This is a genomic window from Flavobacterium aurantiibacter (assembly GCF_002251775.1).
GTDB lineage: Bacteria > Bacteroidota > Bacteroidia > Flavobacteriales > Flavobacteriaceae > Flavobacterium > Flavobacterium aurantiibacter.
This window is the reverse complement of sequence record NZ_NOXX01000194.1, coordinates 1-23598: the sequence shown is the minus strand read 5'-3', so window position 1 is coordinate 23598 and position 23598 is coordinate 1. Positions and strand designations below refer to the sequence as shown.

Genomic DNA, 23598 nt, shown 5'->3' with positions numbered 1-23598 from the left:
CAACAAAACGAATTTCGGTTCAGCTTATTGCCTTACATTTGCTTGCTTACATTTTATAGCATGACAAAGCATATTCCGAATACTATTACGATACTGAACTTGTTTTGCGGTTGCGTAGCCGTAATTCAACTGTTCGAAAAACACTACGATTGGGCCTTTTTCTTTGTCGCACTCGGCATTTTCTTCGATTTTTTCGACGGTATGGCGGCACGAATTTTTAACGCTGCTAGTCCACTTGGCTTACAACTCGACAGTTTGGCCGATATGGTAACCAGTGGAGTAACGCCGGGCTTGACTTTGTTTTTTATGCTACAAAATTCAAGCGGAATGCCGGCCGACTCCGTAATTCCGTATCTCGGATTTCTTCCCACTTTAGGTTCTTGCTACCGCTTGGCGAACTTTAACATCGATACGCGTCAAACCGATTCTTTTATCGGCATGCCAACACCGGGTAATGCGCTTTTTATCGTGAGTTTACCCGTAGTTTTAGCTTCAACTACAAGCTTGATTGCCATTGAGTTACTTACAAATCACTTTTTTTTAATTGTGCTTGCTGCCTTGAGTGCGTTTTTATTGAATGCACCGATTCCTTTGTTTTCACTTAAATTTAAGTCGTTTCGATTGTCTAAAATGAAGTTTCAACTGGTTTTAGTGTTATTTTCGGTACTTAGTTTGGTTGTTCTACAAGTTGCGGCTGTACCTCTGATTATTTTTCTGTACGTAGTTTTGTCAATGCTAAAAAATGCCACGGAACGTAAATCCCAGAAAACGAGCGCCTAGGCGAAAATCGAATCCGAAAAATCAGCTTCGCAATCGAATTTTTCTCCTGCTATTCTTGTGTGGAACTGTTGCACTTTTGATAGTATTGAATAAAGCCACATTATTGCGGTATTTAGGCTTTGTCACAAATCGTTACGAACAACGAGCCAGCAACGCTGCAAACACCAATCAGCGTACCAAAGAAGTTTTTACGAGTTTTCCGAAGAGTACATTTGGTATCGATGTCTCTGAATATCAAGGTCGGATTCGTTGGCAGGAAGTCGACTCGGCCTATGGCAAGCCTATTGAATTTGTGGTTTTGCGCGCCACAGCTGGCACTAATTACGTCGATAAACAATTCAAAGGCAATTGGAAAGCCGTTCGTAAATTAGCGGTTATTCGAGGTGCTTATCATTATTTTCGTCCGGACGAGAATTCTTCTGCGCAAGCGGAAAACTTCATAAAAACAGTGCAGTTAAAGCCCGGCGATTTACCTCCCATTTTAGATATCGAGCGCGTTTCGTCAGTACAAAGTTTGCACAATCTGCGTAAAGGCTTGCGAAATTGGTTGGACCTTGTGGAAGCGCATTACGGCGTTAAACCGATAATTTATTCGGGAAAGAAATTTAAGGAAGCGTTTTTAGAAGAAGAATTCTCGGGATATCGGTTTTGGATTGCCGCATATACTGTTACACAAAGAGAATTTCCGCCACAGCAACTTTTTTGGCAATTTTCTGAATCTGGATCCATTCCGGGCATTCGTGGTCCGGTAGATTTGAATATTTACCGAGGAAATAGCGAGGCATTAAACCGACTAACTATTGGGCGGTAAAGTCTAATTTCTTTTTACGCAATTCGAAATTCTGACCGAGATATACACGACGAACCACTTCGTCTTGAACCAATTCTTCGGGAACTCCCGCTTTTAAGATGCCGCCTTCGAACATCAGATAGGTTTTATCGGTAATTGCTAGCGTTTCCTGTACGTTGTGGTCGGTAATTAAAATTCCAATGTTTTTGTTTTTTAATTGCGCGACGATTCGTTGAATATCTTCTACTGCAACAGGGTCGACACCTGCGAACGGCTCGTCGAGAAGAATAAACTTCGGATCGGTTGCCAAACAACGCGCAATTTCAGTACGTCTGCGTTCACCGCCTGAGAGTAAATCGCCGCGATTGGTACGTATGTGTTGCAACGAGAATTCGTCTAAAAGCGACTCCATTTTCGCAACTTGCTGTTCTTTAGTGAGATTCGTAAGTTGTAAAACGCTTAAAATATTGTCTTCAATACTCAGTTTGCGAAAAACCGATGCTTCCTGCGCTAAATAGCCAATGCCTTGCTGCGCCCGTTTGTACATCGGGTAGTCGGTAATTTCTAAATCGTCGAGATAGATGTTGCCTGCGTTGGGCTTCACCAAACCAACAATCATGTAAAATGAAGTTGTTTTCCCAGCACCATTCGGGCCGAGCAATCCTACGATTTCACCCTGATTTACTTCCACCGAAACGCCTTTTACGACACTTCTACCTTTATAGGTTTTAACTAAATTATCTGCGCGTAAAATCATTTTTATTGGTTTGATTGTTCTTCTAAAGCTTCCCAAAACTCGTATGCCCGACGCAAATGCGGAATAACTATGGTTCCGCCAACCAGCGTAGCAATTCCCATGGCTTCCATCATTTCTTCTTTGGTAACGCCGTGTTTGTAGCTGGTTTCTAAGTGGTATTTTACGCAATCGTCGCAACGCAAAACAGTCGACGCTACCAAGCCCAAAAGCTCTTTTGTTTTCACGTCGAGTGCACCTTCTTGATAGGCATTGGTGTCTAAATTGAAAATGCGTTTCACAACCTTGTTCGGGTCGGAAAGCAGTTTTTCATTCATTTTAGAACGGTATTCGTTAAATTCGGTTACTAGATTGCTCATTTTTCAAACGATTATTTACTACTACTTTAGCGATAAAAATACTGCATTCATACAGTACGAGTATCGGAATACTTACCAATAATTGCGAGGTTACATCGGGTGGCGTAACAATCGCTGCGATAATCAATATAATTACGATCGCAAATCTTCGATATTTTCTTAGAAATTCGGCTGTTACCAGACCGAGTTTGGCTAAGAAATAGATGATTACAGGCAGTTCAAAAACCAAGCCAGAGGCAATAATCGAAGTTTTTACCATCGATATGTACGAATCAACGTTAAATTGGTTCACTATCGTATCGCTCACTACAAAAGTGGCGAAGAAATTCACCGATAACGGCACGACCAAGTAAAATCCGAACAAGACGCCGAGGAAAAAAAGTAAAGAAGTTACGAGTACAAATGCGATTGCCATTTTTCGTTCCTTCTCGTATAATGCTGGCTTGATGAATTTCCAAATTTCAAAAAGGATGTAAGGAAATCCGAGGATAAAACCCGCGGCAATGCACGTCCAAATGAAAATAGAAAATTGTCCGCCAACATTCGTATTTTGTATGATGAAACTAAAATCTTTTACACAAGTCGATTCGTCGTCGAGACCTAAATATTTAGTGGTTTCACAAAAGAACTCATACGTGATAAAATCGGGTCGTGTTGCGGCAAAAATGATATCCGAAAAGATAAAATCAATGAAGAAATACGCCACCACCGCACATATTAAAATGGCAACAGTGCTGCGAATCAACATCCAGCGAAGTGCTTCAAGATGATCTAAAAAAGTCATCTCTTTCATGCTTTTTTCAGCCATTATACTATTCCTTCTTTTAAAATATCGTGTAAATGAAGTACACCTTTGTATTCGTCGTTATCAACTACAACCAATTGTGTAATCGAAAAATCTTCCAAAATATTCAAAGCATCAATAACCATAGTATTCGACGTGATGGTTTTCGGATGCACTGTCATAATATCTTTCGCCGTTAAACCACTAATACTGTCTGTTTTATTCAACATTCTACGAATATCACCGTCGGTAATAATACCAACTACTTTACCTTGATCGACCACAGCAGCCACGCCTAAACGCTTTTCAGAAATTTCGAAAATAGTTGCTTTTATTGAAGTGTCTGGACTTACCTGAGGTTTTAACGTATTGGCGAGCATATCTTTTACGCGAAGCAGTAATTTCTTGCCCAATGCGCCGCCCGGATGATACTTGGCAAAATCTTCGGCTGTAAACTGTTTCATTTCCATTAAAGTTACCGCCAAGGCATCGCCCATAACCAACTGCGCTGTCGTTGAAGAAGTAGGTGCTAAATTTAGCGGACAAGCCTCTTCGGTTACGGTTGTGTCGAGAACTAAATCGGATTGCTGCGCTAAAAACGAATGCGTGTTGCCCGTCATTCCGATTAAAATATTTCCAAAGCGTTTAATAATCGGCGCAAGTACTTTAATTTCCGGACTGTTGCCGCTTTTGCTGATGCAAATAACAACATCGCCCGCTTGCACCATACCTAAATCGCCGTGAATGGCTTCGGAAGCATGAAGAAATAAAGAAGGCGTTCCAGTACTGTTTAAAGTAGCTACAATTTTTTGGGCAATGATGGCACTTTTTCCAATTCCGGTAACAACTAAACGACCTTTCATCGAAAGTATCGCTTCCACTGCCGAAACAAAATCGGGAGTTAATAAGTCTGCCAACTTTTCAATCGCCTTACTTTCAGATAAAATCGTTCGTTTGGCGGTATCAAGGATGTTTATTTGCGTCATGAAAAGTGTACTTGAGAAGTATTTGTAGATTCAGAGGAATGTTGTACTTTTAGTATTGCAAAATTAAGTAAAATCCCCTTTTTTATCGCATGAATAATAAGGAAATCGACATTCATAATGAGCTCAAGAAACACTTTGGTTTTGACAGCTTTAAAGGGCTTCAAGAACAAGTAATTCGGAGTATTCTCGCCAATCAAAATACTTTTGTTATAATGCCAACCGGCGGCGGTAAGTCGCTCTGCTACCAGCTTCCAGCGCTTGTTTTAGAAGGAACAGCTATCGTTGTTTCTCCGCTAATTGCCCTGATGAAAAATCAGGTCGATGCCATTCGAAGCCTTTCCGACAAAGAAGGAGTTGCTCATGTTTTAAACTCTTCGCTGAATAAAACGGAAATCAATCAGGTTAAAAAAGACATCACAAATGGTGTCACCAAACTCCTATATGTTGCGCCCGAATCGCTTACAAAAGAGGAATATGTTCAGTTTCTACGATCTGTTCCCATTTCTTTTGTTGCCATAGACGAAGCGCACTGTATTTCGGAATGGGGACACGACTTCCGTCCGGAATACCGCAATTTGCGATATATCATCAAACAGTTGGGCGAAGTTCCCGTAATCGGGTTAACTGCAACCGCAACGCCAAAAGTTCAAGAAGATATCTTGAAAAATTTGGATATGACCGATGCAAAAACTTTTAAAGCGTCGTTTAATCGTCCGAATTTATTCTACGATGTACGTCCGAAAACTAAAAATGTCGAGGCGGATATCATCCGATTTATTCGTCAATACAAAGGAAAGTCGGGAATTATTTACTGCTTAAGTCGCAAGAAAGTAGAAGCCATCGCCCAAGTTTTACAAGTTAACGGCATCAGCGCTGTGCCGTATCACGCCGGGCTCGATGCAAAAACACGTGCCAAACATCAAGATATGTTCCTGATGGAAGATGTTGATGTTGTTGTGGCTACCATTGCCTTTGGTATGGGAATCGATAAACCCGACGTGCGTTTTGTTATTCATCACGACATTCCAAAAAGTTTAGAAAGTTATTATCAAGAAACGGGTCGTGCCGGTCGCGACGGTGGCGAAGGCTATTGCTTGGCTTACTACTCCTATAAAGATGTCGAAAAACTCGAAAAATTCATGTCGGGTAAACCTGTTGCCGAACAAGAAATCGGATTTGCGCTCCTGCAGGAAGTAGTTGCTTACGCAGAAACTTCAATGTCGCGACGAAAATTCCTGCTTCATTATTTTGGAGAAGAGTTCGATAGTGAAAACGGCGAAGGCGCCGATATGGACGACAATGTGCGCAACCCAAAATCAAAGGTAGAAGCACAAGATCAAGTTGTAAAATTGCTGAAAGTAGTTCGCGACACCAAGCATCTATACAAAGCCAAAGAAGTGATTTATACTTTGATTGGAAAAGTAAATGCGGTGATCAAAGCGCACAGAACCGATTCGCAAACATTTTTTGGTTCGGGCGAAAAACACGACGAGCGTTATTGGATGGCGCTCATCCGACAAGTGTTGGTAGAAGGTTTGCTGACGAAAGACATTGAAACCTACGGAATTTTAAAGGTTACCGAAAAAGGTTTGGATTACATCGACAATCCGACTTCGTTTATGATGTCGGAAGACCATGAATACGATGAAAATGAAGACGATTCGATCGTAACGGCAAGTAAATCTTCAGGAACAGCCGACGAAGCATTGATGGCTATTCTCCGCGATTTACGCAAGAAAGTTGCCAAGAAAGCAGGTGTTCCGCCGTTTGTGGTTTTTCAAGATCCGTCGCTCGAAGATATGGCACTCAAGTATCCTACAACGCTCGAAGAACTGAGCAATGTGCATGGAGTAGGCGAGGGCAAAGCCAAAAAATACGGCAAGGAATTCGTGGAAATGATTAATCGTTATGTGGAAGAGAACGATATTGTTCGTCCAGACGATTTGGTGGTGAAGTCAACCGGGGCAAATTCGGCTAACAAATTGTACATCATTCAAAATATCGATCGCAAGCTTTCACTCGACGACATCGCTTCGGCAAAAGGCTTAACCATGGATGCCCTGCTGAAAGAAATGGAGCAAATTGTGTACGCCGGAACCAAACTAAATATTAAGTATTGGATCGACGACATTCTCGACGAAGATCAGCAAGAAGAAATTCACGATTACTTTATGGAGTCGGAAACCGATCGCATTGAAGATGCATTAAAGGAATTCGACGGCGAATACGATATTGATGAATTGCGATTGATGCGCATCAAATTTATCAGCGAAGTAGCAAATTAAGTTAATCAGCCAATACAGCGCGATGCGGTTTTAGAATATCTCGGTATTTTAAAATTTCATCGCGCTGCACGATTACAAAGGCTAGCGAATGAAATTCCGAAACGTTTTCTGAGCCAATCTCGTAGAATTTTGCGTGCTCGGCGGCGGCAAATTCCGTTAAATGTTTGGCGTGATGTACCGCGGTTTGCGCTGCTGCTGCGCCGCGAAAATCCCAAATGAGCTTCACTTTTTCCATGGTTCAAAAGTAGTTATTTCGGCGAACACATTTTCATTGGAAACGATTGCCCGCGGCCGCGATTGAAACGGAAAGCACGCAAAGCAAATGAGCAAGAGCCCTTGGAAGTTTTGTGCGACCAACGGAAGCGCAAAAATGCCGTAGGGATGTGCGAATTTTGCTGTGTACTTGTAGTGAAAAGCGCGAAATGCCGCCCAAAAAAAGGAGCAAATCTTTATAGAATTCTACTTCAAAGCAGGAAATTTTACAATTGTAGGTAGCGTTTTTATTTGGGCAGCTGCCGGCAAAATTCGTTTTCATCAGCGTTTGAGTTCCAGCCGGCACCGCGCTATCCGCTGTATCTGCTGCTCGGCAAACGCCGCTCGCAGCAGGATGCCGCTCCTATCGCTGCTGCGAAATCCGTGTTCGAAAATCGTTTTCTCCTTAAATACAAGTAAAAAAAAACGAGATGCCAACCAAAGTCGAAATCTCGTTACCTTATTGAACAGTTCTTTTCGCTACTTCGCGATATTTACCGCACGTGTTTCACGAATAACCGTAATTTTTACCTGACCCGGATACGTCATTTCCGTTTGAATTTTTTGCGAAATATCAAAACTTAAACTCGCAGCGTGATCATCGCTAACTTTTTCACTTTCAACGATTACACGCAATTCGCGACCCGCTTGAATTGCATACGCATTTTTCACACCGTTAAAGCCGTAAGCAATGTCTTCTAAGTCTTTCAAACGCTGAATGTACGAATCGAGCACTTGGCGGCGTGCACCTGGTCGTGCACCTGAAATAGCATCGCAAACTTGAACAATGGGCGACAGCAGCGATTTCATTTCAATTTCGTCGTGGTGCGCACCAATAGCATTACAAACTTCATCTTTTTCGCCGTATTTCTCGGCCCACTGCATACCCAATAAGGCATGTGGTAAATCGCTTTCTGTTTCTGGAACTTTACCAATATCGTGGAGTAATCCGGCGCGTTTAGCAAGTTTTACGTTAAGTCCTAATTCGGCAGCCATCAAACCACACAACTTCGATACTTCTCGACTGTGTTGCAGTAAGTTTTGTCCGTACGACGAGCGGTATTTCATACGTCCAACCACCTTAATCAGCTCTGGATGTAAACCGTGAATTCCCAAATCAATAACGGTACGTTTACCCACTTCAACAATTTCTTCCTCGATTTGTTTGGTTGTTTTAGCAACTACTTCTTCGATACGAGCCGGGTGAATACGTCCGTCGGTAACTAATTTGTGCAAAGCAAGTCGTGCAATTTCCCGACGTACGGGGTCGAAACACGATAAAATAATAGCTTCCGGCGTGTCGTCAACAATAATTTCAACACCTGTAGCGGCTTCGATCGCACGGATGTTTCTACCTTCTCGACCGATAATTCGACCTTTAACATCATCCGATTCAATGTTGAATACCGAAACGCAGTTTTCAACGGCTTCTTCAGTTCCCACACGTTGAATGGTATTGATGATAATCTTTTTCGCTTCTTGATGTGCGGTAAGTTTCGCTTCTTCAACCGTTTCCTGAATGTATGCCATAGCGTTAGATCGCGCTTCTGCTTTCAATCCTTCGATAAGCTGATTTTTAGCTTCCTCGGTTGACAATCCAGAAATCACTTCAAGTTGCTCTAACTGACTCTTGTGCATGCGATCAACTTCTTGTTGTTTACGTTCGAGTACTTCGATTTTAGCCGACAATTCTTTGGTTTTAGCCTCATAATCGTCGTTAATTTTCTTGGCCTTAGCGAGTTCACCTGAAACTTGCGATTCTTTGTCGCGAATGCGTTTTTCTACTTCGGCAACCTTCTTATCGCGCGATAAGATTACTTGCTCGTGTTCGGCTTTCATTTCAAGAAACTTCTCTTTCGCTTGAAGAATCTTATCTTTCTTTATGTTTTCAGCTTCTAAGGCTGCATCTTTTAAGATCGATGCGGCTTCCTTTTTTGCGTTCTTTATCAGGTTTGAGACGTTTTTCTTTTCCAAGAATTTAGCGATTAGAAATCCGCCTACAATTCCGATAATCGCTGCAATAATTGCAATTGTGTTCATATTTTGGGTTAAGTTTAAAAAAAAGCCTGCATTAATCTGTGAATAAACTCGTAAAGACAAGTTTTGAGCTAGCGTATTGTTCCAGGATCTGCGACAAAGGCAGCATGCTGTAGTAATACCGATTTGCTCATTCTAAATTGTTAGTGTTGAGTTTACCAATAATGAATTAATGCAGGCAGTATCGATGTATGTTAAGAACGTTATTTTTCGAGCACTTGTCCTAAAATAGCATTCATATTCTTGAGTTTTTCGAGCGTTTGTACATCGATGTTTTGCTTATCGATTTGCTGTTGCTCCAACTGAGAGGCAAATTGTAAGGCGCACATGGCCAAAACATCTTGCTTGTCTCTAACGGCATAGTTTTCTTCAAATTGCTTGATCATGGCATCAATTTTCTTCGAGGCAAGTCGCAACGCTTCCTCTTGCGAAAAATCTACAGTGAGCGGATAAACTCGGTCTGCAATTGATATTTTGATCTTTAATTTGTCGTCCATCTAGTCTGCTAATTGCGCTATGCAATAGTCAATTTCTCGAATTAATGAATTTATTTTAAGCTTCGTATCTCTTTTATATTCGTCACTGCCAAGTAAAGAATTGGCCATTTTCTGAGCTTCTAGCGCCTGTGCAAGTTCTTGAATCTTCAAATTTAACTGCTCTTCTCGTGCTTTTGAGTCGGTTAACGCCGTTGTTAACTGACTGTTATGTAGCTCAACCTGCTGCAAACGAGCCAATAACGCGTTCATCCGATTCTCAAGCGTCGTTACTATGGCAGCTATTTCACTCATAAATGCTCCGTTCCTTACTTATTTCACAAAGTTAAAATTAGTTTTCGTTGTGGCAATATATTTGTTGACTTTTGAATAACGTTATTTTTACGGTTTTTCCGTAACAGCAATTCAATCTGTTTATGCAACTTTGTACCTATACGCCAGTTATGAATAAATTATTAGCACTTTTCTGCCTCTTTTTTTCTTTGCAAATAGTTGCACAATCCGCATATCCAAAGGATTATTTCCAATCGCCACTCGGAATTCCTCTTCAACTTTCGGGTTCTTTCGGCGAACTTCGAAACAATCATTTTCATACCGGAATCGATTTTCGAACACAGCAAAAGGAAGGTTTGCCCATTTACGCTTGCGCGGAAGGATACGTGTCGCGAATAAAAGTTTCTACGACTGGAAACGGCAAAACCATTTACGTTGATCATCCCAACGGATATACTACGGTTTACGCACATCTTCAAAAGTTCGACTCTGCTATTGCCGCCTATGTGAAACAAGCGCAGTATCAAGCGCAATTATTTGAAATTGAGTTATTCCCAAAACCTAATGAATTGCCCGTTACGCGAGGCCAGCAAATTGCTTTTTCGGGTAATTCGGGAAGTTCGTCGGGTCCGCATTTGCATTTCGAAATTCGTGAAACGGTTTCCGAATTGAGCGTGAATCCACTTTTTTTCGGATTTGATAAACTTATAGCCGATACCAAGCGTCCGGCTATTTCAAGTATTTTGGTGCATCCCGTGAGTGAAAACGCTTGTGTTAATGGAACACGCGAGGCGATTAGCGTGAATTTGAGTTTGCAAGAAAACGGAAATTACATCGCCGATCCCATAAAAGCGAAAGGAAAAATTGGTTTTTCAATCTCGGCTACCGATGCTTTCGACTACGCTTACGGTAAAAACGGTCCCTACACCATTGAAACGTGTGTAAACGGCAATCGGAACTTTATGTTTACCGCTGATAAGTTCTCTTTCGATGAAGTGAGATACATTAACGCGTACATCGATTATTCGCGACTCAAAAAAACAGGTGTGCGTTATCAAAGATTGTTTATGAATCTGCCGTATCCTTTGCGCAATCTTCAAACCGATATTCAGGCTGGAATAGTTGATGTACAGACAAATCTTGCTGCCACCTATCGCATCGAAGTTGCCGATTACGCAGGAAATAAAACGGCAGTAGATATTCCGATTACCTACGATCCTAAAGAAGTGATAGCAACAGCAAAGCCAAAGACCGAGCTTCCAATCCTAAAATACGACATCGAAAATTTGTATGAAGAAGGTAGATTTACAGTTTCGGTAAAACCACTCACATTCTACGCCAACTTTCCAATACTCTTTAAAGCTACAGATGACGAACTTGAATTTGCAGCAGATGACGTTCCGGCACATCAAAACGTTACCATTTCATACGAAGCCGATCATTTGACTCCCGAAATTTTTGAAAAAAGTTTTATTGGTTCTGTCGACGGGAATCGCTTAAAATTCATTCCCACCAAAAAGCAAAACAATAAGTTAATTGCTTACACGCGAAATTTAGGACAGTTCCGCATTGGTTTGGATACCACCGCTCCAAACATAAAAGCGTTCAACATCAAAGAAGGAAAATGGATTTCTAAACAACAAACCATAATTTTTATCGTTTCAGATAACGGAAGCGGAATTTCAAAATACGAAGGATATATCAATGGAAAGTGGGTCTTGTTTGAATATGAACCCAAAGACAAGTCGCTGACTTACTTCATTGACGACTCTCAATTAGTTGACGGTAAGAACGACTTGCGCGTAATTGTTACCGATGAGCTCGGAAATTCTGCTATATTTGAAACATTCTTCCATAGGAAAATAAATTAAACGGGTACCATTGACAACTTTTCAAAGATTAACTATAGCTTTTTTACTGTTTTTTACAGCACAAGTTTATTCACAAACAGCACGCATTCAAGGTATTATTCTCAATGACAATAATGAGCCGATAGAAGGAGTGACCGTTGTTGCTGACACCGACAAAACAACTTCAAATTCCAACGGCTATTATTTGTTGAAAATACCCGCGAATCAGGAAATTACAGTCCGATTTACGCACATTACCAAAAAACCATATCAGATAAAAGTAAAGTTAAGCCCCAATGAGGTTTTTGAGTTTAATCCGGTTTTAAAATCCGACGAAGAACAGCTGTCGGAAGTAGTTCTGAATTCGAGATCTCGAAAACGACTCGAAGGCGCCATTGCCATTGATCCGGTAGTTATTCGCAAAATTCCAGGTGCAAATGCCGGTGTCGAAAACATCATAAAATCGTTTGGTAGCGTTTCCTCGAATAACGAATTAAGCACACAGTATTCCGTACGTGGTGGTAGTTACGACGAGAATTTGGTTTATGTGAATGAGATTGAGGTGTATCGACCGTTCCTGGTTCGCTCTGGCCAGCAAGAAGGCTTGTCGTTTACAAATAGCGACATGGTACAAAATGTTGAGTTTTACGCCGGAGGTTTCCAAAGCAAATACGGGGATAAAATGTCGTCGGTGCTGGATATTACCTATCGTACTCCAACGAAATTTGGCGCTTCCGCAGAAGGTAGTTTTTTAGGTGGAAGTGCTTCGGTTGAAGCTGTTTCTCCGAATCAAAAATGGTCGGTTTTAACAGGAGTGCGGTATCGCGACAACAGTTTGTTCGTGAATTCCCAGGAAACTGAAACCAACTTCCGTCCGACTTTTGCGGATGTTCAAACGTATGTTGTTTTTCGTCCGTCTTCAAAATGGGAACACAGCTTTCTCGGAAATATTGCCCAAAACCAGTACCGAAACGAACCAATTTTCAGGCAAACCAACTTCGGAACCATCGACGATCCGATTGCTCTTGTAATCGACTATGAAGGAAATGAAAATGTGCAATACAATACTACATTTGGCGCCTTTAAATCGATTTTCAAGCCTACAGAAAATCTGAATTTCCGCTTCATTGCTTCGGCGTATCATGCTGTAGAACAAGAGTATTTCGACATTTTGGCGGGATACGCTTACGGCGACGTGAACACAAATATCGGAAGCAACAACTTAGGAGAAGTAGAATATGTAACACGTATCGGAAACCAATTAACACATGCGCGCAACGATTTAGATGGTTTGATTGTTAACTTCGAAACAAAAGCGACTTATCGAATTCTCGACAGAGAGAGCAAAACAAACAAGCACCTTTTTGACTTTGGAATTAAGTACACACGAGAAGATTTTCGAGATCGTTTAGTGGAATACGAGGTGATTGATTCCGCAGGTTTTTCGATGGCCCCGCCGAATTTAGATATAATTCGCAACGACCAACCGTACACCAGTTTTGAAGGTCCTTTAGTGCCATTTCAAAGTGTACGAGCTACCAATTTCGTTCAAGTAGATCGGTATTCGGGGTATCTTCAATACGGTAATCGCATGAAGTGGGGAAGTACCGACGTTACGTTTAATATAGGAGCACGTTTTCACCAATGGAGCGTTTCTGGAGAAAACATTAGTTCGTCAACACAGCAAACGGTTAGTCCACGTGCCCAGTTTTCCTTTAAACCCGCTTGGAAACGCGATATGTTGTTTCGACTTTCAGGAGGTTTTTACCACCAACCACCTTTTTATCGCGAAATGCGTGCACCAAACGGTCAGGTAAATCCCGACGTTAAAGCACAAGAATCCATCCATTTGGTGGCCAGTCACGATTATAGCTTTAAAATGTGGCAACGACCATTCCGACTAACTTCCGAAGTATTTTATAAATGGATTTCGGATGTGAATACGTTTACAGTTGATAACGTTCGTATTCGCTATGCCGCAAACAATAATGCTGAAGCCTATGCTAAAGGTTTCGATATGCGTTTGAACGGAGAATTTGTTCCCGGTACCGAAAGCTGGTTTACGTTTGGCTACTTGAAAACAGAGGAAAATATTGATAACCGTGGATTTATTGCACGTCCGACCGATCAACGATTGAAGTTCGGAATTCTGTTTCAGGATTATATGGAAAAAATTCCCAACGTAAAAGTGTATATCAATTTGGTATATAGCACGGGATTGCCGGGTGGAAGTCCGTCGTATGCAGATCCATACGTGTTTCAAAACCGCTTAAACGATTACCGTCGTGCCGACGTTGGTTTTTCGTATGTGTTTACGGAAGGCAATCAAAATCGTCCGGATGGACATTGGTTGAAGCGATTCAAAGATTTATCTGCTGGTTTAGAGATTTTTAATTTATTCAACAACCAAAACTCAATCACCAATACTTGGGTTCGAGATACTTTTACAAGTCGGCAGTTTGGTGTTCCGAACTACCTGACGACACGAGTTTTTAACTTGAAATTTACAGCTCGGATATAGGCAGACATCGAAATATTCTCGTATTTTTGATAAAAGCCTTTGTATGAAACGTAGAGCATTTTTTTTGTTTGCCTTAGCGGCGACTGTCGTTCTTTCCTGTAAAAAAGAAGAAGAGACGCCAAAGGTCATTTACGATGCGAGTACGCAAAAAGGTTCGGAAGCTCCGAAAGTAGATACCGTATCTATTGAAGTTGCCGACCTACCGGTACACATTCCCGGTACGCAATACTTGATTCATCCGGTCGGAAAATTGAGTTTGCGTAGTGATTATAAATCTTCAAATACTTATTCTGGCGAAGTTGGATCTAACGCTCCGAGCAATATTTCTAATTACAGAGATTTTGAGATTACGGGTATGCTCAGTAATTTGAAGTTTCAAAAGGTAGGTCAAGACAGTATTTATCCGCTCAGCGAAAAACCGGTTTACATACAAACGGCCACTTTTCTAAAGTCGGTTGCCGATAAAACCAAACAACAATTTTTGGTTTACACTTTGGAAGATGAAGATACCAACCGCGACGGTCAGTTAAATGAAAAAGATATTAAAGCTCTGTATATCAGTAATACAGATGGTTCTAATTTCGAGAAACTCACCGCTCCGTTTCACGAATTAATCGATTGGAAACTTATTGAGGAAACAAATACCATCTATTTTAGAACCGCAGAAGATTCTAACAAAAACGGCAAATTCGATGTTGAAGATAAAATTCACTACAATTCGCTGAAACTCCCAGGAAAAGCTGCCGACGTAAAAAACTACAAGATACAGTAGTTACTTCGCCGTGATAAATCCGCCAAAATATCCGATAAGAGAGATGGCTAAGGTTAAAATCACAAAAACCACAAAGAATAAGAACAGTAGTAATAACATTCTTAAAATCACAAAGCCAAGTTCTTGTTTGTTATACAATTGAACGTACAACCAAGCGGGTAAAAAATACGATGGAAAATCAAGCAGCGTAGCAAGTAAGGGCGATACGCCATTTATAATTAGTGCGTATTTAATTGGAGTTAATACGATGGTGTAGACCAATATTTGAGCACCAATAAAACAGTTAATTACTATGTTTTCAATGTAATTGTATCCGTATTTTTTGAAGGAAAGCCAAGAACAAAAGGCAAAAATCGGAATCAGTAAAATATTAAAAAGGGCGTAATGATCGATCATCCATTGAATAGCCGATTTTACACTGTTTACTTGTTTTTTGGAGCCGCCAACTATTGTTAAATTTTGCTCTACGTAATCAAAATAATGCATGGTTAAGCCGGCAATACCACCTAAAACAAATACTAATAAAACGGGTTTGTAGTGGTTTATTCGTTTTCCTTCCAAAAACTCCCTAACAGTGTGCCCGGGTCGAGTAAAAAGTTCTTTAACAGTAAAAGTTAATCCTTTGTTTAAGTGAAGAAATGTGTATTTCATTTCGTCGATTAGGTACTTTCGATCAAGTCGAACTGTTGCTGTTTTTTGTCCGCAGTTTGAGCAGTATTTTCCCGAGGTTTCGCTTTCACAATTCTTGCAAGTTAGCGCAGCTTCCATAGTTGATTGGTTTGAGGTTTACACTCGTAAATTCGCTTGTGAATGTACTCGATTTTTTAAAAAAGTTAAAGAAATCTAAATCAAAATATCACTTTCCAAATCTGATTTTTCCACACGGAAATCAAATCCCAAACGACGAACCAGTTCAATAACCAAATTCTTGTACCAATTTTCGGACTTGGGATGAATGTAAATGCAGTCGATCAAGGTTTCAATATCGATTTCAATTTTCAATCCGTTGTCGATTTCCAAACCATAAGGCGAAACATCAGTAATCACACGGATTTCGCGCTCGTATTGAAAGCTTTTTCGCTTAAATAAGAATGGAAAATAAGGATTCTCAAACGGGATGTGCTCCTTTTTGTAGTCGATGTAATTAACTTCTCCGATGTGTTGCACATATTCTTCGTTTGCAGCAAGTGCTTGCTGTAAGCGTCCTAATGTAGTTTGGATGGCTAAACCTTCGTTGCGTTGTGTGAAAATTTGCCACATGGCAAACGATTCGTATTCGTTTATGTGCCAACTACTAATCACCACTTTTTTGCGCTGCGCTTTGTAGTAATCGAGAAATCCGGGTTTGTATTCGGCTAGTTTTTTAATTTCTTCGTAGGTCGGTTCGCTGAAAGTACCTTCGTATTGGTCTTCGAATTTATCCGAACGCGACATAAACAACTTTCTGTACAGCAGCAAGTCAACGAATTTGGATAAATCGAGGTATTTCCAAATAATCATATTTGGATCGGATGTCAGCGCAATTTCAGCATTTTCAACAAACATGAATAAACCATTTATTGATTGCTAAAGTTATGTCTTATCGTTCAAACGATTGCATATTCACTAACTTAAAATACGTTCCTTTTTCTGCAAGTAAACTGTCGTGCGTGCCTTGTTCTACAATTTCACCCTGATTCAAAACTACAATCAAATCGGCATTTTGAATGGTCGACAAACGGTGTGCAATTACCACCGACGTTCGGTTTTGCATCATATTTTCCAAAGCCACTTGCACGAATTTTTCGCTTTCGGTATCTAAAGCTGAGGTTGCTTCATCCAAAATCATAATCGGTGGATTCTTCAAAACTGCTCGTGCAATCGATAACCGCTGTTTCTGTCCACCCGATAATTTATTTCCGCTATCGCCAATATTGGTTTCAATACCGTTGGGCAGAAGTCGTATGAATTCGGTAGCGTTTGCAATATCCAAAGCGGCTTGCAATTCGTCGTCGGTGGCGTCGGGTTTACCCAATAGTAAATTTTCGCGAATACTTGCGTTAAACAATATACTGTCTTGGGTAACCATGCCAACTAAGTTTCGCAACGACTCCAAAGTCATATTCTTAATGGGGGTTCCGTCTATGGCAATGCTACCTTGTTGCACGTCGTAAAAACGTGTGAGTAAATTGGCAATCGTCGATTTGCCCGAACCACTTTGTCCAACTAAGGCAACGGTTTTTCCTTTCTGGATTTCGAGCGAAAAGTTCTTTAAAACGGCTTCATCTTCGTAAGCAAAAGTAACTTTCTCTAATCGAACCGAAGTTTCAAAACTCGTTTTTACTACGCTGTCTTTTTCATCGACAATCGGATTTTCGGTTTCCAAGATATCTAAAATTCGATCGGCGGCTGCATTTCCGCGTTTTACTGCGTAGCTCGCTTTCGAAATGGCTTTAGCTGGCGTTAAAATATTGTATGCCAAACCCATGTAGGCAATAAATTGCGCGCCTTGCAGCGATTGCTCAATCAACACCATGTGCCCGCCGTACCACAATAACACGGCAATGGTTACAATTCCCATAAATTCACTCACAGGAGATGCTAAATTCTGACGGTGCGAAATTGCGTTAGATAAATGAAAAAATTTACTGGTCGATTTTTTAAAGGTGTTGATAAATCGTTTTTCGGCATTAAAGCTCTTCACTACTTTCAAACCGCCTAAAGTTTCTTCGATTGTAGAAAGAAAAACGCCTTGTTCAACTTGTGCCCGACTCGATTGCTTTTTTAATTGCTTTCCGATAAGACTGATCACATAGCCCGAAATGGGAATAAAAATGAAAACAAAAAGCGTTAATTTCACACTGATTCCAAACATCATCAAAATAGTAAAAATGATTGTAAGAGGTTCTTTTACAGCCATTTCTAAAATAATCAAATATGAATTTTGAACTTCGTTTACATCGTTCGAAATACGGGCAATAACATCTCCTTTTCGCTTTTCAGAGAAATACGAGAGTGGCAACTCAACGATTTTCTCGTACATCGCATTTCGAATATCCTGAAGCAGCCCGTTTCTCAAAAAAGTGATGAAAAACATCGCGAAATAGTCAGCTAGATTTTTCAATAAAAAGATACTGATTATCCCGGTAATCATTACTGCTAACGTGCGTTCTTCGCCGTAGGTGTCGGTTGTGTGTGTAATGTAGTAACTCAAGCTGTCCTGCAAATACGACTTTAATTCGTAGATGCTGGTGTAAACAGGTTTTTCTCGGAGTTGTTTGGTTTGATCAAACAAAACCTGTAGCATAGGAATGAGTGCCACAAAAGACAAGGTGCTGAATAAAGCGTACAGCACATTGAAAAAGATATTCAGAAAAGCAAACCGCTTGTACGGCAACGCATAAGGCAAAAGCCTCTTAAAATTGCTCATTAGTTAAGTTTTAAATCGGCAACGATAGCTGCTACGTGCTCTTTACATTCCACTTTTGCGGCTTGTAATTCTTCAAGAGTTTCTACCGATTCGGTAACACTTACGTAGAATTTGATTTTGGGTTCCGTTCCGCTTGGTCGCATCGCAATTTTCGATCCATCGGCCAAATAGAAAATGAGTACGTCTGATTTTGGTAAGTCCAGTTCCTCTTCCCGATTTACGGTGAAGTCGAAACTTTTCGAAGTCTGATAATCTTCGATCATGATAACTTCTTGACCAGCAACAGAGCGCGGCGGATCGTTTCGGAATCCTGCCATCATCGCTTGTATTTCTGCCAAACCATCGATACCTTTTTTGGTTAAGCTGATTAACGTTTCGTGAAAATAACCAAGGTCTAAATACAAATTTTGTAGCTCATTGTACACTGAACTGCCACTTGCTTTTGCGTAAGCTGCTAGCTCACAAGCAAGTAAAGTAGACGCAACCGCATCTTTATCACGTACATTATCGCCAACCATATAACCAAAGCTTTCTTCTCCACCGCCGATAAATTCGAGTTCAGGATGATCCTTAATCATTTTTGCAATCCACTTGAAACCGGTTAATCCAACCATACAGCGTACTTCGTAGGATTCTGCTAAAGCGTGCATCATTGGTGTAGAAACAATGGTACTTCCAACAAATTGTTTTCCATTAAGGCGTTTTTCCGACTGCCATTTTTCCAACAAAAGTGCAGTTAGTAAAATCATTAATTGATTTCCGTTCAATAATTCCATTTTGCCCTCGTTGTTGCGAACAGCCACGCCTAAACGGTCGCAATCTGGATCGGTACCAATGACAATATCGGCACCTACTTTTTCGGCTAAAGCCAAAGCTAAAGTTAGAGCTTCTGGTTCTTCCGGATTTGGAGAAACAACCGTCGGGAAGTTTCCGTCCGGAGTTTTTTGCTCTTCAACAATATGCACTTGCGAATATCCTGCTTGTTTTAAAGTTTCTGGAACTACTGTAATCGATGTTCCGTGAAGCGAAGTAAAAACAATTTTCAAGTCGTCTCTGGCTCCTGCTTTCTGTAAAATCGTGGCGTTTTGAATGGTACTTTTGATGAACTCTTGGTCGATTTCTGCACCAATTTTTGTGATGTGTTCTGGCTTAGGTTTAAAACGAATATCTTGATAGTGCAATGCGTCGATTACAGCAATAAGTTCTTTGTCTTGCGGCGGAACTAATTGCCCACCGTCGTTCCAATACACTTTGTATCCGTTATATTCCGGCGGATTGTGTGATGCAGTTAGCACAATACCTGCCTGACATTGCAATTTTCGGACAGCAAAACTCAATTCCGGCGTTGGTCGTAGCGATTCGAACAAATACACCTTAATGTCGTTTGCCGAAAAAACATTGGCTACAACTTGCGCCAACGTATCGCTGTTGTGACGGCAATCGAATGCAATAGCAACAGAAATTGACTGATTGGGAAAACTACTGTGTAAATAATCGCACAAACCTTGGGTGCTTTTTCCCAAAGTGTACTTGTTGATGCGGTTGGTACCAACGCCCATGATACCGCGCATACCGCCGGTTCCGAACTCCAAGTCTTTGTAAAAAGCTTCGAGAAGCTCTTTTTCGCCTTGCGCTTCAAGATCGTGCAATTGTTGCTTTGTTTCAGCGTCGAAAACGTCCGACTTCCAAGTTGTAATTTTTGCTAAAATTTCTGTACTAATCATAATAAAAGTGCAATTAGTTGGTTTCTTCTGCTATTTTGTATCGCGGTTCGTTGTTTTTTGTACGGAGAATAATTTCGCCCAAAAAGCCCGCTAAGAAAAGTTGTGTTCCGATTATCATTGTAGTTAGTGCAATGTAAAACCACGGATTTTCGGTAACGCGTATCGTAGGTAAATCGCTGTACAAGCGAATTAATTTGTTGATTCCAATGAAACCAGCGGCAAAAAAGCCGATAACGAACATCACCGAACCCATGGCGCCAAAAAGATGCATCGGACGTTTTCCGAATCGCGACAAAAACCAAATGGTAATCAAGTCGAGAAAACCATTGATGAAGCGCTCCATACCAAATTTGGTCTCGCCGTATTTTCGCGCTTGGTGCTTCACAACCTTTTCACCGATTTTTCTAAAACCAGCATTTTTTGCTAAAACAGGAATGTAGCGGTGCATTTCGCCACTAACTTCAATGTTCTTAACCACTTGATTTTTGTAAGCTTTTAAACCGCAATTGAAGTCGTTAAGATCTAGTCCGGAAGTTCGTCGCGCTGCCCAGTTAAAGAGCTTCGAAGGTAGGTTCTTGGTCACTACATCGTCAAAACGCTTCTTTTTCCAACCTGAAACGAGGTCGTAATTATCGGAGGTTATCATTTGAAAAAGCGCAGGAATTTCTTCCGGATTATCTTGTAAATCGGCATCCATGGTAATAACAACATCGCCAAGTGCTGCCGCAAAACCAGCGTGTAAGGCTTGCGATTTGCCGTAATTGGTCAGAAATCGCAAACCGTGTACGTGCGTATCGGCAGCGGCTAACTCTGAAATGATTTTCCACGATTGGTCGGTACTGCCATCGTCAATGAACAGAATTTCGTAGGTGTATCCGTTCGCTTGCATTACTTTGGTTATCCAAGTGTGCAATTCAGGAAGCGACTCTTGCTCGTTTAATAAAGGTATGACGACGCTGATATTCATTTAGTTAAGCAGTAGCTTTGTTTTTCATTAACAGCGAAAATAGCATGCCAATGATACTCATTAGTAAAAGTTTGATAAGCGATTGACGGAACAAACCGCTAACGGCCGCTGGATCCATTTCGTTAGAAAGTTTCCTGGCTTCTTCGATATCGGCAGCTTTTGCATTGCTTTGTTCCATGATGCTGATGTTAAAATCGGTTTGCAAGTTTTTAAGATACAGCAGCTGTTCTTCTGAGTACAATACGTTTAAAACTAAGGTGTTGTATGCAAAAATAAGCAGAATCATAACCAATAAAGACAAAAAGAAGGTGCCAAATGCTTCTTTAAACGAAATGTAGCGCAAGAGTTTACGGTAGCGATAGGAGGCTAAACCCGGGAAAAGGATAAGTAGCGCAAAAAGTGCCAATCCAAACCATAAGTTCGTAGCTAAATGAGGATTTACAAAGTACAAATAGCTTTGCAATACAATATATACCGCAGCTCCGGCCAGGCCATATCCTAAGGCAAGTATGTTTCGCGTGTTCAAATCAAGAAATTTACGGTCGTAAAGATAGTAAAAGTAAGATGTGCTTAAATTTATAAAATTCATTGCAACTTTATTCGTGTAATTATTTTTCTGATTTAAATATAGTTGTACATTTGCGCTCTCAAATTTGAACTGATTATAAAAGTCGGAACCGGCGGAATACCTTTCGATTTCGAAAGCATCAACCTAAAGTACGACACAAATAGAAAAACCATGAAAAAAGGAATCCACCCGGAAAACTACAGATTAGTCGCTTTTAAAGACATGTCTAACGAAGAAGTGTACATCACTAAATCAACAGCTGAAACCAGAGAAACCATCGTTTACGAAGGTGTTGAGTATCCAGTTGTAAAGATGGAAATCTCTAGATCTTCTCACCCTTTTTACACAGGTAAATCTAAACTTATCGATACTGCTGGTCGTATCGACAAATTCAAAAACAAATACGCGAAGCACATTAAATAAGCTGTTTTGCTATCCTATAAGCCTCTCGAAATTCGGGAGGTTTTTTTTTGCCTGCATTTTCAAGGAGCTTCGTACCTTTAGCATCATTCTTTTGAAACCATGAATTACATCCTTTACGACGGTCCGCACCGAAATGCCTTACTACCTTTTACGTTTACCCGACCTGTTGCCGATATCCGCATAGGTATTTTAACCATTCGCGAAAAATGGGAACGCCATCTCGGAAACACGATTACAACGCTCACCGAAGAATATCTTTCCGAGAAATTCCCAATGGTCGAACTCGACGAAAACATCATGATTGATGCGTCTGTACTGCCCAGTAATGTGCTCGTAGAAATGGTTCAAAACCTCGAAGCCAATCAGGCTATCGCTAAAGATGGAGAAATTATTGCCTTTTTTACGACCTCGGTTCAAGAGGAAATTGATTTCGACTTGTACGAAATTCTCGAAGTACCCGAAGATGTAGTAACCATTCAAAAGCCATATGACATATTTTCTAAAAACGACGCTGCAATTCGCGACGATTTCGACTTGCTAACTTCCGATCGCACTTCACAACCCATTCCAAAATCGGTTCAAACCATAGCGTCCGAAAATATTTTTATAGAAGAAGGTGCGAAATTGGAGTTTGTGACGTTAAATGCAGCTGGCGGCCCTATTTACATCGGCAAAGACACCGAGATTATGGAAGGAAGCATCATTCGTGGGCCGTTTGCATTGTGCGAGCAGGCGGTGGTGAAATTGGGTGCGAAAATCTACGGCGGAACAACTGTTGGTCCGCATTGCCGAGTGGGAGGAGAGATTTCAAACTCGGTTCTTTTCGCGTATTCCAATAAAGGTCACGACGGTTTTCTCGGAAATTCGGTACTCGGCGAATGGTGCAATCTAGGTGCCGATACAAACAACTCGAACTTGAAAAATAACTACGAAGAAGTAAAGTTGTGGAGCTACGAAACCGAGCGTTTTGAAAAAACAGGCTTGCAATTTTGTGGATTAATGATGGGCGATCACAGCAAATGTGGAATCAATACCATGTTTAACACCGGCACCGTTGTAGGCGTTTCGGCCAATATTTTTGGAGCTGGCTTTCCGAGAAATTTCGTTCCGGGCTTTTCGTGGGGCGGAGCCGCTGGTTTTACAACGTATCTCACCAAAAAAGCTTTTGAGACTGCAAAAATTGTGATGTCGCGCCGCCACGTAAGCTTTAGCGATGAAGATGCTAAAATTTTAGAGCACGTTTATGAACTGGAAGCCAAGTTTAGAGGATAAACCTAAAGCAGATAAAAAATCTAGAAAAGCCGTTTCGTTTTGAAGCGGCTTTTTTTGTGGAAGTATTTTAATTTGGGCGTTCCGGCGCAAAAATAGTGCGTCAAAAACAAAAGTTCACGCGCCGTCAGGCTGTTCGCTGCCCCGAAAGCTACCGGGGTATTTTGCGCCTTTAGCGGAAGCGCAAAACACGATTTCCGCTGCCATCCTTAACGCGGAAGAGTGGGGTCGGAGATTTTGAGATTTAAAGATTTCGAGATTAAAAGATTAAAAGATTAAAAGATTAAAAGATTAAAAGATT

General features: G+C 40.9%; 22 protein-coding genes and 1 other RNA gene. 8 read left to right on the top strand and 15 right to left on the bottom strand.

Annotated features, from left to right (window positions below; translation table 11 throughout):
• Positions 1 to 60: 60 nt before the first annotated feature.
• The gene (locus CHX27_RS08005; protein WP_094486269.1) at positions 61 to 780 is read left to right on the top strand and encodes a CDP-alcohol phosphatidyltransferase family protein; all 720 of its coding nucleotides are present in this window, start codon (positions 61 to 63) and stop codon (positions 778 to 780) included.
• A gap of 85 nt (positions 781 to 865) precedes the next feature.
• A complete protein-coding gene (locus CHX27_RS08000; RefSeq protein WP_207758949.1) occupies positions 866 to 1591 on the top strand; it encodes a glycoside hydrolase family 25 protein in 726 nt (241 codons plus the stop codon).
• Here the strand turns inward: CHX27_RS08000 and lptB are convergent.
• The 4 genes from lptB to CHX27_RS07980 are packed head-to-tail and all read right to left on the bottom strand — an operon-like array spanning position 1578 to position 4453.
• Complete coding sequence (gene lptB, locus CHX27_RS07995; protein ID WP_094486239.1) at positions 1578 to 2327, bottom strand: LPS export ABC transporter ATP-binding protein; 750 nt, start codon at positions 2325 to 2327, stop codon at positions 1578 to 1580. The two genes, CHX27_RS08000 and lptB, sit on opposite strands and share 14 nt — an antisense overlap.
• A 2-nt stretch (positions 2328 to 2329) precedes the next feature.
• Positions 2330 to 2683: a carboxymuconolactone decarboxylase family protein gene (locus CHX27_RS07990; protein WP_094486238.1), complete on the bottom strand. Its 354-nt coding sequence runs from the start codon at positions 2681 to 2683 to the stop codon at positions 2330 to 2332.
• Positions 2658 to 3491 carry a twin-arginine translocase subunit TatC gene (gene tatC, locus CHX27_RS07985; RefSeq protein ID WP_094486237.1) on the bottom strand — a complete coding sequence of 278 codons (834 nt, stop codon included), beginning with the start codon at positions 3489 to 3491 and terminating at the stop codon, positions 2658 to 2660. The genes CHX27_RS07990 and tatC overlap by 26 nt, the downstream gene beginning before the upstream one ends.
• Entirely contained in the window at positions 3491 to 4453 is a 963-nt protein-coding gene (locus CHX27_RS07980) for a KpsF/GutQ family sugar-phosphate isomerase (protein WP_165764465.1), read from the bottom strand. Before CHX27_RS07980 ends, tatC begins: the two co-directional genes overlap by 1 nt.
• Positions 4454 to 4542: 89 nt before the next feature.
• Here CHX27_RS07980 and recQ point away from each other — a divergent pair, with 89 nt between their 5' ends.
• Positions 4543 to 6738, top strand: a complete 2196-nt coding sequence (gene recQ, locus CHX27_RS07975; RefSeq protein ID WP_094486236.1) for a DNA helicase RecQ — start codon at positions 4543 to 4545, stop codon at positions 6736 to 6738.
• A gap of 1 nt (position 6739) precedes the next feature.
• Here recQ and CHX27_RS07970 read toward each other — a convergent pair whose 3' ends face one another.
• From CHX27_RS07970 to CHX27_RS07945, 5 genes are all read right to left on the bottom strand, one after another.
• Entirely contained in the window at positions 6740 to 6973 is a 234-nt protein-coding gene (locus CHX27_RS07970; RefSeq protein WP_094486235.1) for a hypothetical protein, read from the bottom strand.
• A 497-nt stretch (positions 6974 to 7470) separates the two neighbouring features.
• A complete protein-coding gene (rny, locus tag CHX27_RS07960) occupies positions 7471 to 9030 on the bottom strand; it encodes a ribonuclease Y (RefSeq protein ID WP_094486233.1) in 1560 nt (519 codons plus the stop codon).
• A gap of 44 nt (positions 9031 to 9074) precedes the next feature.
• Positions 9075 to 9182: non-coding RNA, 6S RNA (gene ssrS / locus CHX27_RS07955), on the bottom strand.
• Between the two features lie 48 nt (positions 9183 to 9230).
• Positions 9231 to 9524 carry a cell division protein ZapA gene (locus tag CHX27_RS07950; protein ID WP_094486232.1) on the bottom strand — a complete coding sequence of 98 codons (294 nt, stop codon included), beginning with the start codon at positions 9522 to 9524 and terminating at the stop codon, positions 9231 to 9233.
• Complete coding sequence (locus tag CHX27_RS07945; RefSeq protein WP_094486231.1) at positions 9525 to 9815, bottom strand: hypothetical protein; 291 nt, start codon at positions 9813 to 9815, stop codon at positions 9525 to 9527.
• Positions 9816 to 9964: 149 nt separating this feature from the next.
• Between CHX27_RS07945 and CHX27_RS07940 the strand changes: the two genes are divergently transcribed.
• Genes CHX27_RS07940 through CHX27_RS07930 form a run of 3 tightly spaced genes read left to right on the top strand, consistent with a single transcriptional unit; the run spans position 9965 to position 14937 of the window.
• The gene (locus CHX27_RS07940) at positions 9965 to 11665 is read left to right on the top strand and encodes a M23 family metallopeptidase (RefSeq protein ID WP_094486230.1); all 1701 of its coding nucleotides are present in this window, start codon (positions 9965 to 9967) and stop codon (positions 11663 to 11665) included.
• 10 nt (positions 11666 to 11675) lie between these two features.
• Positions 11676 to 14165 carry a TonB-dependent receptor gene (locus CHX27_RS07935; RefSeq protein ID WP_243388973.1) on the top strand — a complete coding sequence of 830 codons (2490 nt, stop codon included), beginning with the start codon at positions 11676 to 11678 and terminating at the stop codon, positions 14163 to 14165.
• Between the two features lie 43 nt (positions 14166 to 14208).
• Positions 14209 to 14937 carry a hypothetical protein gene (locus tag CHX27_RS07930; protein WP_094486229.1) on the top strand — a complete coding sequence of 243 codons (729 nt, stop codon included), beginning with the start codon at positions 14209 to 14211 and terminating at the stop codon, positions 14935 to 14937.
• Here CHX27_RS07930 and CHX27_RS07925 read toward each other — a convergent pair whose 3' ends face one another.
• The 6 genes from CHX27_RS07925 to CHX27_RS07900 form a co-directional block, all read right to left on the bottom strand.
• Positions 14938 to 15705, bottom strand: coding sequence for a DUF3667 domain-containing protein (locus CHX27_RS07925; protein WP_094486228.1), 768 nt, complete (start codon positions 15703 to 15705; stop codon positions 14938 to 14940).
• Positions 15706 to 15780: 75 nt separating this feature from the next.
• The gene (locus tag CHX27_RS07920; RefSeq protein ID WP_094486227.1) at positions 15781 to 16482 is read right to left on the bottom strand and encodes a hypothetical protein; all 702 of its coding nucleotides are present in this window, start codon (positions 16480 to 16482) and stop codon (positions 15781 to 15783) included.
• Between the two features lie 34 nt (positions 16483 to 16516).
• Entirely contained in the window at positions 16517 to 18346 is a 1830-nt protein-coding gene (locus tag CHX27_RS07915) for an ABC transporter ATP-binding protein (protein ID WP_094486226.1), read from the bottom strand.
• Positions 18346 to 20073: a phospho-sugar mutase gene (locus tag CHX27_RS07910; RefSeq protein ID WP_394335691.1), complete on the bottom strand. Its 1728-nt coding sequence runs from the start codon at positions 20071 to 20073 to the stop codon at positions 18346 to 18348. The genes CHX27_RS07915 and CHX27_RS07910 overlap by 1 nt, the downstream gene beginning before the upstream one ends.
• A gap of 10 nt (positions 20074 to 20083) precedes the next feature.
• Positions 20084 to 21037, bottom strand: coding sequence for a glycosyltransferase family 2 protein (locus CHX27_RS07905; protein ID WP_094486224.1), 954 nt, complete (start codon positions 21035 to 21037; stop codon positions 20084 to 20086).
• A gap of 4 nt (positions 21038 to 21041) precedes the next feature.
• Positions 21042 to 21626 (bottom strand): DUF4199 family protein, encoded by a 585-nt coding sequence (locus CHX27_RS07900; RefSeq protein WP_094486223.1) that lies wholly within the window; start codon positions 21624 to 21626, stop codon positions 21042 to 21044.
• Between the two features lie 150 nt (positions 21627 to 21776).
• Between CHX27_RS07900 and CHX27_RS07895 the strand changes: the two genes are divergently transcribed.
• Together CHX27_RS07895 and CHX27_RS07890 are read left to right on the top strand one after the other, a co-directional pair.
• Entirely contained in the window at positions 21777 to 22028 is a 252-nt protein-coding gene (locus tag CHX27_RS07895; protein ID WP_094486266.1) for a type B 50S ribosomal protein L31, read from the top strand.
• A gap of 99 nt (positions 22029 to 22127) precedes the next feature.
• Positions 22128 to 23300 carry a GlmU family protein gene (locus CHX27_RS07890; protein WP_094486222.1) on the top strand — a complete coding sequence of 391 codons (1173 nt, stop codon included), beginning with the start codon at positions 22128 to 22130 and terminating at the stop codon, positions 23298 to 23300.
• Positions 23301 to 23598: the final 298 nt, after the last annotated feature.